Origin of the sequence: Adlercreutzia aquisgranensis, from assembly GCF_943193145.1 — a bacterium.
GTDB classification, from domain to species: Bacteria; Actinomycetota; Coriobacteriia; order Coriobacteriales; family Eggerthellaceae; genus Xiamenia; species Xiamenia aquisgranensis.
This window is the reverse complement of sequence record NZ_CALPDA010000002.1, coordinates 44136-58849: the sequence shown is the minus strand read 5'-3', so window position 1 is coordinate 58849 and position 14714 is coordinate 44136. Positions and strand designations below refer to the sequence as shown.

The window sequence follows — 14714 nt, the reverse complement described above, 5'->3', positions numbered from 1 at the left end:
GAGCACCGCCAACAACCCGCCAGCCTACCGAGCCCTCCACAGGGCCTCATCCTGCATGGCCTCCAGCAACCACGGAGCCCTTCGCGCAACATCGCCCACCCAGCACAGCGATCCGCGCGCCCACTGAGCTACCGCAACAAACTCCGTTGTATTGTCGTAGACCGTCACCGTTTCGCAGTAGTCGAGCACCTTCGACAAATTCCCGATAGACGCACGGTAGCGACGGCAGACCGCATCGGCATCTATCGGATGCCCTCCAAGCTGCACCCGATGGTCTATGCGCTCGAGCGCAAGCTCGCAGGATGCAAGCCCCATGTAGTACACCACAACACGATACCCCAGTTCATAGGCTCGCTTTATGGTGCGAATGGACGTATGACCAGTCAGGGTCGTCTCCTGATTAAAGCTCCTTCGGCTGCCAAGGCAATCATCTATGCGCCGAAGCGCCTCTTTGCCCGACGCGATCTGATCGCGCACCAGCGCAGGGTCGCCCTTGGCCTCCCTCAGAATCTCATCAGGATTGACGCGAACCATGCTGCGCCCAAAGTCAGGTTGGCGCCAAAGCCCCGTTCGGAAAAACGTAGACTTCCCGGCGCCGTTGACGCCCGCAAACACAACGTACACCGGCGGCGCCATCAGTAAACCCCCTCAGCTATCAGACGAGCCTGCTTCTGCTGCAGAAAAAAGTCGGCTACGGCCATGTAAAACGATGCCTCTTCCTTCGAGGCGGCGGCGCGGATAAGATTTGCATCTGGAAGAAAGCGGAAGCATTCCCTGCAGGCCAGGTAAAGCTCGTGGGGATCGGGCATATCGCTTGCGATCGGAACGTCGCCCACGCCGGCAGGCGACCCACAATCAGCGGTCGACGACCCCACGGTTTCGGACGCAACCGCCGCCATGCCTGTCTCAGCTGCGTACGTCGTCCTATCTGACGGCCCCCGCAGAGAGGGGCGGCCGGCCTTAGGCTGCCTCGCCAGCCGATCGAGCACATCCTCTTCCCGAAGACACCAGGCCCGACCCACCTTCACCGCCGGAAGGCCGCCAGAGGCAATAAGCGCCCTGACGCGCGCAGGACTCACGGAAAGCATCGCGGCACTCTGAGCGACAGACAGCATAGACACCTCCATAAAATATTGCTATAGAGCAATATTTTACCATCGAAAGCACCACGCTCTCAAGCAGAGGACGGCCAAAATCCTCATGCCAAAAACGACCCGGCACTTCTCGAGGACAAGAGCGCCGAAGGGGGCATGATCTGCGGCCCGCCTCGCGTTCCGCAGCACCCCCCAACAACGCAAAGGACGGCCCACCCGAACAGCACGTCCGATAGCACAGGAGCTGGCTCTGCGTGCCGGCCTGGTTGTTCGACATCGAGGCGCCGCCCGCGTTCGGGAGGGTGGCGATGTAACGGACGACGGTTGTGGCAGGAAAATGCTGTAACGGAAGACGGTTATGTACGATTTCGTGTAACGGAAGACGCTTATGGCAGGTTTTCGTTGCCACAACCGTCTTCCGTTACATCGGGCGTGGCCGGGTTGCCACAACCGCCTTCCGTTACATCGGGCAGCCGCGATGCGGCGGAATCGCGGTGCTGGGGCTCGCGAAGGCCCCGGCAGCACGCAGAGCCGTCCCTTTGCGCTACTAGAGCACCTAAGGCGGCAGCGAGCTTCAGCCCGTCTCGCACCCCGTTCCCCCGCAGGAAGCGCAAACCGAGGACGTCCGCGGGGGCAGAGTGGCGGACGTCCTCGGTAGCAGGCGATAGGGCACGCTCGGTCAGCGCGCTCTGGCCAGGCAGCGACCGTCCGGAGCGCCTGGCAAACCGGACGGCCCGAATGCCTACATCAGGTAGTACACGCTAGGATCGGTGCCCTGCTCGGGAAGCAGCTGCGTGCCGCCGCGCGAGGCAATCAGCTTCGACACCTCGGATGCGGGGTCGTCCAAGTCGCCGAAGAAGCGCGCCTTGCCGACGCACGCCTGCACGCACATGGGCTCGTCGCCACGGGCCGCCAGATTCGCGCACATGGTGCACTTCTCCACGGTGTTGCCCACATGGGACGGCGCATCCCAGGCGCCCACGGCGAAGTCGACAGCGTACTTCGGCGTGGCGTCCAAATGCACGCGCACCTCGTAGGGGCATGCCGAGATGCAGGTGTCGCAGCCGATGCACGTCTCGCCGTCCACCAACACCAGGCCGGTGGCCTCGTCGACGTAGGACGCGCCGGTGGGGCACACCTCCACGCAGGCCGGGCTTGCGCACTGCTGGCAGGCGACGGGCAAATGCGCGAGCGTGCAGTTCGGGTAGGTGCCGCCGCAGGTGTCGATGGTGGTGCCGCCCTGGGTCTTCACCGTGTTCCACCATACACCCGCAGGCAGGTTGTTGGACAGCTTGCACGAGGTGGCGCAGGTTTGGCACCCCATGCATTTAGTAAGGTCGATAACCATTCCGTATCGCATGATGCCTCCTTAGGCCACTTTTTCCATCTCGCACAGGCAGTCGAACCAGTTGTCCTGCTCGAAGCGCGGCCACGAGGCGCAGCTGGACAGGTCGGAGTAGTGCCCGTCAATGAAGTTGTCGCGCTCCCAACCGTGATCGATCACCAGCACGCCCGGACGGCACCCCGGATTGATGACCGCCTTCAGCGTGACGTCGCCGCGGTCGTTGAACAGCCGCACCGTGTCGCCTTCCTTGATACCGCGAGCCTCGGCGTCCACGGGGTTGATCTTGATGTAGGGCTCGGGGTCCAGCTCAAGCAGCATGGGCGCGTTGTTGAACATGGTGTGGGTCTTGAACTTGCAGCGCTCGCTGATGAAAGTAAGCGGGTACTTCTCGAACAGCGGGTTCTCGCGCCATGCCTCCAGCGGCGGCTCCCAGAACCAGCAGGACTCCTTGCGCTGATCCCACTCGGTTACGGCGTTGGGGTCCATGGGCTGGACGTTCTCGTGGTAGAACTCGAAGCGACCCGTGACAGACAGCGGCGGCGTGTTCAGCCCCACCACCGTAGGCTCCTCCGGATACACCCACAGCGCGTGCTCCTTCTTCAGCTTCTCCCAGGTCATCCCCATAGCCTCGGCCACCGGGTTCGTCACGCAGGACTCCAGGAAGCCTTCGAGGGTCTGGGTGAAGTACTGGTCGAAGCCCATGCCCTTGCCCAGCATGGTGATGATGTCGAAGTCGCTCTTGCTCTCGAACGCCGGCTCCACGGCCTTCTCCGACAGCTTCACGTAGGGGTTCGCCGACGATCCGATATCGTCGCGTTCGAACAGGAACGCCACGGGCAGCACGTAGTCGGCGTAGGTGGCCGTTTCGGACATGAACATGTCGGACACCACCACCATCTCCATGGAGCAGATGCCCTCCACCCACTTCTTGCGGTCGGGCTCGTTGCCGATGGGGTTCACGATGTAGAAGTAGCAGGACTTCGGCGCCGATTCGATGACGCCCAGCCCGTCTTCGCTCATGAGCTGCGGGAAGTGGGGGGCATGCACCGTGGGCGCCGGAATGGCAGCCTCGCCCAAATCCGTGGTGGCGGTGCTGATGTAGCCTTGGCTGGTGGCGGCGGAGAAGTCGCTGCAACAGATACCCGCACCGTGCTTGGCCTCCATGCCGGTGATATCGGCCAGGGCAAACATGGCGTCATAGGCGGTCTGGCCGTTGGCGTAGTGGTCGGGGCCGAACCCGGTGAAGATCAGCGACAAGTCCGAGGTGTAGATCTTCGCCAGCTCCTCGATGGTGGCCACGGGCACGTCGGTGTAATCGGCGATGGTATCCAGGTCCCATTCGTACAGCCGGTCGAGCAGAATCTGGTAGGCGGTCTTCACCGCAATGCCCTCGACTTCGAAGGACCCTTCCAGCTCGGGCTCGGCAGCGGCGTCGAAAGCCACCGCAGCGTCGCCCTCGTACACCATGATGCGGTCGTCGGGGCTGCCGGCTTCTGCCTGGCCCAAGTCGGAAAGACGCAGGTACAGCCCGTCGGAATCCTTCACCAGGAAAGGCGCTACGGTCATGGTGCGCAGATGCGCTTCGTCGGCCTTTCCATCGCGAAGAGCGATCTGGGCCATGCCGCAGGCCAGAAGGCCGTCGGTACCGGGGCGGATGGGTACGAACAGGTCCGCATGGGCCGCCGACGTGGTGAAGATGGGATCTATGACGATGATCTTCGCCCCGTTGTCGCGCGCCTCGGAAACCAGATGGTAGTCCACGATCATGGACTCGGTGGGGTTCGTGCCCCAGATGAACAGATTCTTCGTGTTGGGGATGTCGCGATGCTCGTTATGGCCGGGGAGCAGGCCGCTCAAGCCACCGTGGTTCATCTGGCAGTACATGCCGGTGTTGTCGTAGGCCGGAGCGATGGTCATAGCACCCATGAGGGACTGCAGGCGACTCGTCCACGAAATGGTGGCCATGCCGCTGCCCGAACCGCTCATGAAGGCGACCGACGCCGGACCGTAGTCCGATTGCAGCTGCTTCCACTTGTCGGTGATCTCCTTCACGGCGTCGTCCCAACTGATGCGCTCCCACTTCCCCTCGCCGCGCTCGCCAGCGCGCCTCATGGGGTACTGCACGCGGTTCGGCGCGTACATGCGCTCGATGTTGGCGTAGCCCTTCAGGCACGTCTCCTGGTAGGGGCTGGGCGACCCGTCGGGTGCGGTCAGCTTGGCGCGCTCGATGTTGGCCACCTTGCCGTCGCGCACAGTCACATAGCACGGGCATCCCCAACCGGAGCAGTTGCCCATGCAACTTTGGAAGAACTTCTGCTCTTCCGGCGCCGCCACGGCCTGGGGCTGCAGCTTGCTCACATCGGCGGCCTCGTCAGCAGACCCGTCCTGCTCGGGCGCCGGCGCCTCAGTGCCGCTACAGGCGCTCAGCGATCCTGCGGCAACAGCACCGGCGGCGACAGCGGTCCCAGTCAGGAAGCTGCGGCGCGTCAAGGTGCGCCTGGAAACGCTTGCTTTTCGCATCTCTTCTCCTTCGGTCGGTTGGCAGTGCGCGGTAAACCCGGAACGCTTCCAAAAAGCTGATCCGCAACCGCATCTTCGGCGATTCACCACCAGCGCTCACCGTGCTCACGGCGAAGAACCCCCTTGGTGCAGTGCGGCGGCAGCGCATCCCTCGCGTGCGCGCCTTCCTCGCACGTGCCTGCGAAACCTTCTACAAGGATTTAGCTAAGTCCCCTTTGCGGCCAGTCTAACGTATTGTCATAAGACAATCAAGGAATATCCTATGACAATTTCCCCGCCATGGCAGCCGTTACCTTTCAGCTGCGTCTAACTTACGACCGCCCCAGCTTGGAGCCATCCCCCAGTATGTCGCCGAAGCCTTCGCTGAAGCTGCTGGGCACCACCACGGTGCCGCCGGTCTCGCGGACGCTTTCGTACAGCAGATGCATGGCCCGCAGGCGCAGGGCGTCGGCATGCTCGGCGTAGGCGTCGCCCATCTCGCCCATCATGTCGCAGATGTCCTGCTCGGCCTCGGTCAGGATGATGCGCGCCTTCTTACGTTGCTCGGCCTGGGCCTCCAGCGACATGATGTCCTGCAGCTCCTTGGGCAGCAGAATGTCGCGCACCTCCACCGACAGGATGGTCACGCCCCACGGCGCCACCTTCTCCTCCAAAGCCGCCTTCAGCTCGCGATCCAGCTGGTTGCGACGGATGGCCACCTCGGCAGCCCCTGCCCGCCCGATAGCCTCGCGCAAGGCCGTCTGAGCCGCCAGCTCCACGGCCAACGTGAAGTTGCCGACCTCCAAGCACGCAGCCTTGGCGTCCCACACATGCCAGAACAGAACGGCGTTCACGTTCAGGGGCACCAAATCAGCGGTAAGGGTCTCTTCGGCACCGAAGGTGGTGGCTCGCACGCGGGTGTCCACGCGCATGGTGTTCTGCTCCACAACGGGCCAGGTGAAGAACAGGCCCGGACCCGACACGCGGTTGAAGGCGCCGAAGCGCAGCACCACCACCCGCTCCCACTCCTGGGCGATATGGATGGCCAGCGTGGCAAAGGCGGCGGCAATCACGGCGCACAAAACTGCTGCCAACCCGACGGCATCCAACCCTGCCACCATAGACCACAAGCCAATGAACAGCACAAACGCTAACACGAACACCGCTGCGGAGAACACGCCAACCCCCACGCGCGATGCCCGCTCGCCTACGATCTCGGTAGTGGAGGGCACTACTGCCCCGCAGTGGAACGCCGCTGCGGAAGAACCCGCCACCGCCCGCTCGCCCTCGGTGCCCAACGCCGCCCGGTCGAAGGCCCGCCGCTGCTTACCCCTCTGCGCCATGGTTCGATCCCCCTCTTGCCTCTCGTTACCCGTCTCCCCCGTCGGACGCTGAAACGCCTAGGCCCCCGCCGCCTGCGCGCGGGCCTCGTCCGTCCCGAAGCGAGCAGCGCGTCCCGGCTTGATGGCGATAGTAATGATTCGCCCGCGAGAGGGCTCCGTCGCCCCATCCTCGGCATCCGGCTGCACGAGTCCTTCCGCTTGCTTGACCTGCAGAATCTTCGCCGTCATGCACTTCTGGATGTCGTCGAGGTCCATGCCCAGGTCGCGGCAGGCCGCCACGCAGTCGTCCAGGATGGCACCCACTTTCTGGGTAGCCTCCTGGTCGATGTCCGCCGCCAGGTCGCGCACGAACACGCCGCGACCGCGCGTAGACTCCAAGTAACCGTCGGACACCAGACTCAAGTAGGCCTTGTTCACGGTGTTGTAGTTGATGGAGATGTCGGAAGCCAGGCCGCGCACCGTGGGCAGCTGGTCGCCCGGCTTGAAGTACCCGCTGGTAATGAGGTAGGCCACGCGGTTGCGCAGCTGCACCCACAGCGGCACGTCGGAGGACTCGTCAACCTGAAACGGAAACATAAGCTGCTCTTTCCTTCCTTTTCCTCAGCCCAGCGCAAGGGCAAGCACCGGATGCACCGCCGCATGAACGATTGCGAACCTCAACGCTGCCCCGCCGACCAGCACGGAAGCAGATTCCACCAGCGCCACCGATGCACTTGCAAGCGCATCGCGACCCGTTCGGCACGACGGCTCGAAGCGGCCCTCCGAAGAGGCGCGCCCGCGGCGGCGCGCAGAACCCAGGACCAGCCGGGCAAGGCTAAGGCCCAGCGGCAAGGCGATGCCGCAGCCAACGAAGCCGCCCCAGAGAAGCTGCGCCTGAGGTCCTCGCGTCAGCTGCTCGACCGAAGACGCCAGCGCGGCATGGGTGCCGCTTCCCTGGGGCCAGGGGCCGGCACCGCTCTGGCCCCAAAACCCGACGGCTGCCAGGAACAAGCCCAACGCCGCAACCTCGGCTACCAGCACCGCAGCATCGGCTTGCGCCAAGCGATGGAACAGCACGGCAAAGGGCTCGCTCGACCCGCTGGCGAGCAGGGCCAAACGCGCCAGGGCTATTCCGCACGACAGGGACGACAGCACGAACAGCACCGCCAGCCAGCCGCTATTCCACAAGGGAACGGCGCGCATGGCGCTCAGCAGCAGCGCCGTGTAAACCGCGACGGCGCAGGCGACCGCAGCGAGCATCCAGGCAACAGCGCGCACCGCCCCCAAGCTTGCAAGGCGGGGCACCCCCGTCCAGAGCATCGTCTGAGCCACGGCGAGCAGCAAGCATGCCGCCAGCGCGACGGCGCCGACGGATATATAGGTGATGCGCGCGCTGACCACCAGCGGCTCAGCGTTGACCACGCCGCCGACGTCCGCCAGCAGGCACACCGCCCCCACGGCAAGAAACAGGACGCCGGCGATGCCGAGGGAGCCGATCAGGCGCTTGTAGGCCTGCGGAGCCGTCAAGCGCAGGGATCGACGGGCGCCACCCGCCGGCATGCGGGCAGCCACCAGCTCTTTCGGGCACAGCAGCGACACCACCGCGCCCACCAGGCAGGCACCTGCGCCGGCGCCTCCTAGAAACAGGTATGCGATGACCAGACTGCCGAACACGCCTCCCCCTTGGCCGACGACGAAGCCCCTGCTCGCTGTGCGCGAGCGTTGCGCCGAGACGCCTTGTCCGCCCCGATTCGCAAAATTGTCCTAGGACACAGTATAACGCACCTGCAGACGACGCGACCCAACAAGAGCCAAGCAAATGCACGGCGAAGTCCAGGCGTTCGCCCTGCCCCGGCGAAACGGCAGTCGCACCCCGCGCGCGGCAAATGAAAGGGGCGCGACTTGTTGCCGTGCCCCTGGTTACGTTGGGCTTGAAATCGCCCCGCTATCAGCGGCCGCCGAACGCTTCTGTCAGCCGCGCCCGCCGGCAGGCCTCCTTACCGCACGTGCTTGCCGCGCGGCGCCTGCTCCCTGAGGGCGTCTACCCGGCGGCGCCACAGGGCGGTCGCCAGCACCACGAAGGCCGCGAACGCCAGGCCCGCAAGCGCCGTCACGGGCAGGCTGTCACCCGTGGCCGCCGACGAGCCGCCCGGGCCGCCGCTGCCGTTACCGTCGCCGTTACCGTTGCCGTCACCGGAAGGCAGCGGTGTGGGCTTGCGGTTCGAATCGCCGTTCGGGTCGACCACGTCCACGGGGCCTTCGCTATCGGGATAGCTCACCGACGAGAAGTTCGCCGAGTCGGAGCCGTTGTCCTCCACAAAGCTCTCCCAGCCCTCTTCGGGGGCGTAGCGGTCACCCACCCCGGGAGTGGCACCCGGCGTACCATCCAGCACCGAGGGCTCGGTCTTCGACGGGTCGGTGCCGTACACAGCCGCTGTGTTGCCGATGTCGGAGCCCACAGCCTCGTCAGTGACGGTGCACTGGAACGTGAGCACCGCTTCCTGACCGCCCAACACGCGCCCCACATACACCGAGATGTCCCCGCTTTGCGCGTTGTAGACCGAGTCGTCAAGCGGCTGGGCGTCCTCGGCGCCGGGAGCCTTCAGCGCGAAGGAGCCCGCCACCGGTGCCAGGCCCTTGGGCAGCTTGTCGTACAGGGTCACGTTGTACCACGCGGTCCACGGCTCGTCGTGATTCGCGAACGTGATGGTATAGGCCACCACGTCGCCCACGTACACAGTGCCCTCGGGCGCACCCTCGTGCTCGGTCACCACCGTGGCGTCCTTGACCGTGGAGAACTTCCCGTGGTCGGGATCGGTGTGGCTCGTGCCGTCGGGCTTGGCCGGGTCGGTGGGCAGCAGGTCCTTGGGCTTGGTGGTACCGGGGTTGTCCGGATCCTCTTCCTCCCACTTGTCCTTCTCGTCCTCGCTGCCCGGGTCGAACGTGCCCGGCGTGGGGTCGGGAAGCTGGATCTCGATAGGCAGGTCGGTGGTGGGATCGAAGGTGTCGGGGTCGGTTCCCTCCGGATACACGACGGTGTCGGAAGGCTTCGTGCCCTGGCCGTAGGCCACGTTGGACGGCACCGGGGCGCCGTCGGCCACCGCATCGGCCGTGACCGTCACCTTGAACGTGACGCTGGCCTGCTTGCCGCCGTAGATGTCGCCCAGGTTGAAGCCCAGCTTGCCGCCTTCGCCGTGAAGCTCGTCTTCGGCCTTCACCGCATGCTGCTTGCCGAACTGATCGGTGATGACCGCCGAACCGGGCACGTAGGCCACGCCCTGGGGCAGCGGGTCGTACACCTGGGCCGCAAGCCACGCCGTGCCCTCCTTCAGGTTCTTGGCCACAATGGTGTACTCCAGCGTATCACCCACCAGCGCGTAGGTGTTGCCGCGGTCAGCGAACCCGGGCGTAACGTTGCGAAGCTCCTTGGTCACCACGATGTCGCTTTTCGCCGGGGTGTCCGGGTCGTCGGGGTCGTCCGGGTTGCCGGGGTCGGGAACCACCGGGTCGTTCGGCAGCACCGTCAAACCGTGGTCGTCGCGGTCGGGATCGTGGGGGTTCTTCGGGTCGTCCGGGTTGCCCGGATCGTCCGGGTTGTCGGGGTTGTCCGGGTTATCCGGGTTGTCCGGGTTATCCGGGTTGTCCGGGTTGTCGGGATTGTCGGGATTGTCGGGGTCGTCCGGGTTGTCCGGGTTGTCGGGGTCGTCGGGGGTATCGGGCACGGGCACCGTGATGATCACGTGCTTCTCCACCGGCTCGCCGTCCGGGTCGTCGGGGTTGGGCGTCAGGATAGTCACCGGGATGTCAACCGTGGTCTGGCGCTCGTCCTCGGGCTTGCCCTTGTTCTCCTCCACCACCTTGTCGATGATGCGCTTCAGCTCCTCGGCGATGTCATCGGGGGTCTCGGGGTCGTCCTTCTCGCCGAACTTGATGATACGGTCGCCCGGCACAATGGGGTTCGGCTTGGGGTCGTCGGTATAGTCGCTGTCCTCCACCGCCTGGTCGAAGGGCGAACCGGGCACCGGGTCAGTGCCGCCCACCAGTACGCCGGGACCGGGCTCCGGGTCGTCGGGCGTGCCGGGCTCGGGGTCCACCAGGCCACCGCCGAGAATCTCCTCAAGCTCGTCGGGAGTATAGGGCGGCTTGGGCTGTTCGGGCTCACGCTCGGGTGGAAGCGTGGGGTCGCATTCGGCGCTGGCCTCGTCGGTGGGCGTGCCGTCCACGTAGTCGTAACGGGTATCCCAGTCGAAGTCGCTGTCGCCGATACCGTACACGCCGCTGCCCGTGGTGGTGGAATGGAAGCTCACCGAATCAGGGTCGGTCAGGGCGCGCCAGGCAACATCGGCCTTCACCGCAGCCTCCACCGTCAGGCTCATCTGGCCCAAGCCGTAGAGCACCTCGGTGGACGTGAACTCGATGGTGGACACACCGGTGGCGGGATCGGTGGTCACCGTGTACTCGCTGGGGTCAAGCTCGCGCTCCGCTCCGTTGGGATCGGTATAGAATACGCGGCCCACTTCCAGGGTGTCGGGCAGTTGCATCTGCATCTTGCCGCGGAACAGCGCCGAGTCGGGCGTGGTGTTCGTGAGCGTGGCAGTGTAGGCCAGCACGTCGCCGGGGCGGATGGTGCCGTCGGAGCGGCTGGTGTCGTAAGCCGTCTCCTTCATGTCCAGCACCGGCTTCTTCGACAGGTCGGGGTAGATGTACAGCGTGAAGCTGCGCTCCAGCCCGTTGTAGGCACCGTTAGGAGCCACCCGAGCCTTGAGCGTCACCTTACCTGCCGAGTTCACATGAGCCCGCGCGCCAATGCCGTACTCCACCGTGCCGTCCTCGTACTCGCGGTTGGTCACCGTGGCGGGGTCGAAGGTGACGGCAGCAGGATCGGAGCTTGTGAAGGTCACGTCGCCCAGGGAGTTCGTAGTCAGGTAAACGGGGAACCAGTCAGGAGTAGACGCCCGGGAGGTCTCCGAATCGCGGAAATCGGTCACGTGGTAGAACTTGTACTCCTCACAGACCACTTCCTTCTCCGTGCCGCCCTCGACGGGCTTTTCCACCACGTAGCTGGCCTTGTACTTGTCGTCGATAGAGGGCATGTTGGACGCATCCACCGGCAGCGCCGGGTCGTAGGCCACGCGATCGTAGGAATTGGTGCCGTCAGGGTTCTCCTGGGGCTGGCCCATTTCGTTGTACAGGGTGCCCGTGGGATCAACCATGGCGATGTCCACGAAAGTCACGGGCGTGGTGGACTCGTAGTAGTTCTCGTAGCCGGAATCGGACCATCGGGGAGCCACGCCGTCGATGCCGGCCGAGGTGGCTTCCTTCGCGATCAGGCTGCCGGTCTCGTCGTCGGCGCCCTCGGCGAACAGCAACACCTTCTGCGCCACCAGGGCTCCGAAGGCCGCCGGATCAAGCTCGCCGCCTGCCGCCAGCGCACCCACCGTCGCATCGGCCGCGTCGTCTGCGGCCTGCTCCTCCGCCGCCGGCTCCTCATCCTGCGGCGCTTCCAGGCTGTAGCCTTCCACGGCCTGGTCGACATCGTCGCGGTCGATCAGGTTGTCGCGCACGGCCGACGTGTACACCGCATGCACCTCGTGCAGCGGCGCGGGGTCGTCGGGGCCAGCCTCGGCAACCTTCTTGTCGAAGGTGTTGTTCGCACGGTAGTCCGCCGAGCGGAACAGCTCGTTGATCTTCTTCTCGTTCAGGTCGAAGTAGGCCACCGCGTGCATGCGACCGTCGTCGTCGACATAGGTGACCACGTCGCTGTTGGTAGTAGCTTGCGAACCGTTATCGCCCATAACCGGCTTGCCGGTGTCATCATAGCTCAGGCGATAGTCAATCACGCCGCCCAGGCGCGCGGGAATCTGCACGCCGTCCAGGTACAGCGTGATGCGGCCTTGGGGAACCACGCACGAGGCCTTCGCCGTGTCGGTGCCGTCCTTGTAGGTGTCTCCGAAGGGCACCTTGTAGCTGGTCACGTCCACGGGAACGAACATGTGGTTCTGCAGCGCCGTGTTGAAGTCGGCCCCTTCGGGAGCCTCGTCCTGCAGCCACACGGGGCTGGTGTAGGTGTCGTCGCCCACCACGCGACCCAGCTCTTCGGGAACCTCGGTCACGGAGCGCGACGAGATGGGCGACACCGTGGCGGTACCATAGGCGCGGTGCCCCCAATAGGTCACGGCGAAGGCGCTGTCGGAAGCGTACTGCGAGGACATGACCTCTACGTTGTACATGCCCGAATCGGCCGGCATCTTCGAAGAGCTGGTGGAAGCCGCCGTGCCGTTGCCCAGCTCGTCCATCTTCTGAGCGCCGAAGGTCAGCTTGTTCGCATCGGTCAGCTTGCCGCTGGGCGGGTTGTTCACCGAGATGCCGCCCGAGCCCAGAATACCCGCGGAATCAAGGGAGACGCCGTCGTAGTACTTGGACCAGTTGGCCTCGATGAAGGCCTCGTCCAGCTCGAAGACCTCCCATTCCTTGATGGTACCGTCGGCGGAGTCGGGGTTCGCCGGCACGTTGGTGTAAGAGGTGAGCAGCTGGTCGCCCACGTAGTAGCTGAAGTTCGCGTCCACCTTGTCGCGGCCGTAGGTGCCCTCGGGCAGCCACAGGTACAGGATGCCGTTCTGCAAACGGGCCGGGGCGCCGTAGTAGGGCTCCATGGGCATGTCGTTAATCTTGAACTCCCAGGACTCGATCTTGGCGTTCATGCCCTCGGCCAGCAGCTTCTGGTACTCCGGATTGGAGGCAATGGTGCTCTCGTCGTAGGCGTCGCCCAGCTTGTCGCGCATGAGCTGCTTGACCATGGACTCAATCTTCGGGCCCACCTTCACGTTGATCATGGCCACCTTGTTGGTGCTGTCGAACAGGTAGTTGCCGTTCTCATCGGTCTTGCCGCCGTAGGCCTTGCCGTCGTTGTCATTGCCCTGGAAGCGCGTGCAGTTGATGGAGCCGCCGGTGATGATGACCTTGCCGCCATCGCCACCGATTTCCAGAAAGCCGCCGCCACCACCCCAAAGAGGATACAGAGTGCCGCCGGTGATGAGGATGGTCTTGCCGGTATTGGAGCCACCGCAACCCTGACCGAAGGCATTGGAGTGCTCGTCGCCCTGGGCCGTGGTGAAGCCGCCGTTGATGGTGATGTCGCCGGCGATGGTGGAGTTGGCGTTGCGGGAGAGCAGCGCGTCGGCCAGGGGGAAGGTGAGGTAGGACGACATGCCGCCGACGTAGGTGCATCCGCCGCCGATAGCCGCGCCGTGGAAGGACGACCGTGCGTAGATGACGCCGCCGTTGATGGTAGTCTGGGTGCTGCCGCCCGCATGGCCGCCGCCGATGCCGCAGCCGGCGCCGTTACCATTGAAGGCCGCGGCATAGGTGTTGATGGTGCCGCCGTCGAAGGTCATGACGCCGGAGTTCTCAAGCGGGCCGCCGCCGATAGAGGCCGAGCGCACGCCGCCGTACACGTTCAGCACGCCGGGATTGGAGGACTCCAAGTTCGACAGGCTGCTGAAGCGCTCGCTTTCCTTCTTCTTGGTGGAGTCGGCGGTGCGCACGGTGCCGGTGCGGTCCACGTAGGTGGTGCCGTCGGGGATGGCGCCGTCAACGGGCGTGATGTGGTTGCCCGCCGTGTCCACGTTGAGCACCGCGTCGTCGATGGTCAGGTACGACCCCTCGCCGCAGCGCAGGCCGGGGAACTGGTACTCGTTGTAGTTCTGGTTGCTGCCCGAGCTGTGAGCGATGCTGTTGTAGAGCGAGGTCAGGTTGTTCGTGGTACCGTCGGCCAGGGTGATGTGCACGCGCGTGGGATTCGCCACGTCGGAGCCCTCCACCTCTTCGGTCAGGTAGTCGTAGGCGGAGGACACGTGGCTGTTGGTGACGATTTCCATGGGGTAGCCGCCGTTGATGTTCACACCGGCGAACACCAGGTTCACGTTCAAGCCGGGCATGACGCGGATGCCGGTGCCCGTGGCCGCGTCCGTGGTGTTCTTGATGGTGTACGTGCCGCTCTTCTTGATGACCAGCATGTTGAGGGTGGCGGTAACCGGATTGGTACGGGGGATTTCGGGATTGCGGCCATTGTCGCTATACCAGTTCTCGGTGTAGCCGCGGCCGATACGCGTCCAGATGACCTCTTCGTAGCCGAAGCCGTCCGTGGAGCCGTCGGCGCTCTTGATGGACAGGCCGCCGCAGTCGGTGAAGCCGTCGCCAGCGTCGAAGGTGGCCAAGGATTTGGGCTCGATCGCCGAGTCGTCGGCGTCGTCAGCTTCGTCGGCGTTGGGATCGGAGGCGGCGTCGGGGGAATCGTCACCTTCGGAAACAGGGGTGGGAGCGTTCGCTTCGGCGCCTTCGGAGTTGGGGTCGGCGGCCGAAACGGGGCCTTCGGGGTTGCCGGCGTTATCGGGGGCAGCGTCATCCTCCGACGCAGGGTCGCCGGCGGGCTCATCCTGCGCTTCGGGTATCATG

Annotated in this window: 8 protein-coding genes; all 8 read right to left on the bottom strand. The window is 64.9% G+C overall.

The window, feature by feature from the left end; all coding sequences use genetic code 11:
* Positions 1 to 24: 24 nt before the first annotated feature.
* The 8 genes from NFR41_RS01470 to NFR41_RS01435 all read right to left on the bottom strand — a co-directional run bounded on the left by NFR41_RS01470 (position 25) and on the right by NFR41_RS01435 (position 14713).
* Positions 25 to 636 carry an ATPase gene (locus tag NFR41_RS01470; protein WP_251230420.1) on the bottom strand — a complete coding sequence of 204 codons (612 nt, stop codon included), beginning with the start codon at positions 634 to 636 and terminating at the stop codon, positions 25 to 27.
* Positions 636 to 1115 carry a helix-turn-helix domain-containing protein gene (locus NFR41_RS01465; RefSeq protein WP_251230419.1) on the bottom strand — a complete coding sequence of 160 codons (480 nt, stop codon included), beginning with the start codon at positions 1113 to 1115 and terminating at the stop codon, positions 636 to 638. Before NFR41_RS01465 ends, NFR41_RS01470 begins: the two co-directional genes overlap by 1 nt.
* A 721-nt stretch (positions 1116 to 1836) precedes the next feature.
* Positions 1837 to 2454, bottom strand: a complete 618-nt coding sequence (locus NFR41_RS01460; protein ID WP_349665462.1) for a 4Fe-4S dicluster domain-containing protein — start codon at positions 2452 to 2454, stop codon at positions 1837 to 1839.
* 9 nt (positions 2455 to 2463) lie between these two features.
* A complete protein-coding gene (locus NFR41_RS01455) occupies positions 2464 to 4959 on the bottom strand; it encodes a molybdopterin-containing oxidoreductase family protein (protein WP_251230418.1) in 2496 nt (831 codons plus the stop codon).
* 311 nt (positions 4960 to 5270) lie between these two features.
* Positions 5271 to 6281: a slipin family protein gene (locus NFR41_RS01450; RefSeq protein WP_251230417.1), complete on the bottom strand. Its 1011-nt coding sequence runs from the start codon at positions 6279 to 6281 to the stop codon at positions 5271 to 5273.
* Between the two features lie 57 nt (positions 6282 to 6338).
* Positions 6339 to 6857: a GntR family transcriptional regulator gene (locus NFR41_RS01445; protein ID WP_251230416.1), complete on the bottom strand. Its 519-nt coding sequence runs from the start codon at positions 6855 to 6857 to the stop codon at positions 6339 to 6341.
* A 24-nt stretch (positions 6858 to 6881) separates the two neighbouring features.
* Positions 6882 to 7934: an NrfD/PsrC family molybdoenzyme membrane anchor subunit gene (gene nrfD / locus NFR41_RS01440; RefSeq protein ID WP_251230415.1), complete on the bottom strand. Its 1053-nt coding sequence runs from the start codon at positions 7932 to 7934 to the stop codon at positions 6882 to 6884.
* A 323-nt stretch (positions 7935 to 8257) separates the two neighbouring features.
* Positions 8258 to 14713: a hypothetical protein gene (locus NFR41_RS01435; RefSeq protein ID WP_251230530.1), complete on the bottom strand. Its 6456-nt coding sequence runs from the start codon at positions 14711 to 14713 to the stop codon at positions 8258 to 8260.
* Between the last annotated feature and the right edge of the window lies 1 nt (position 14714).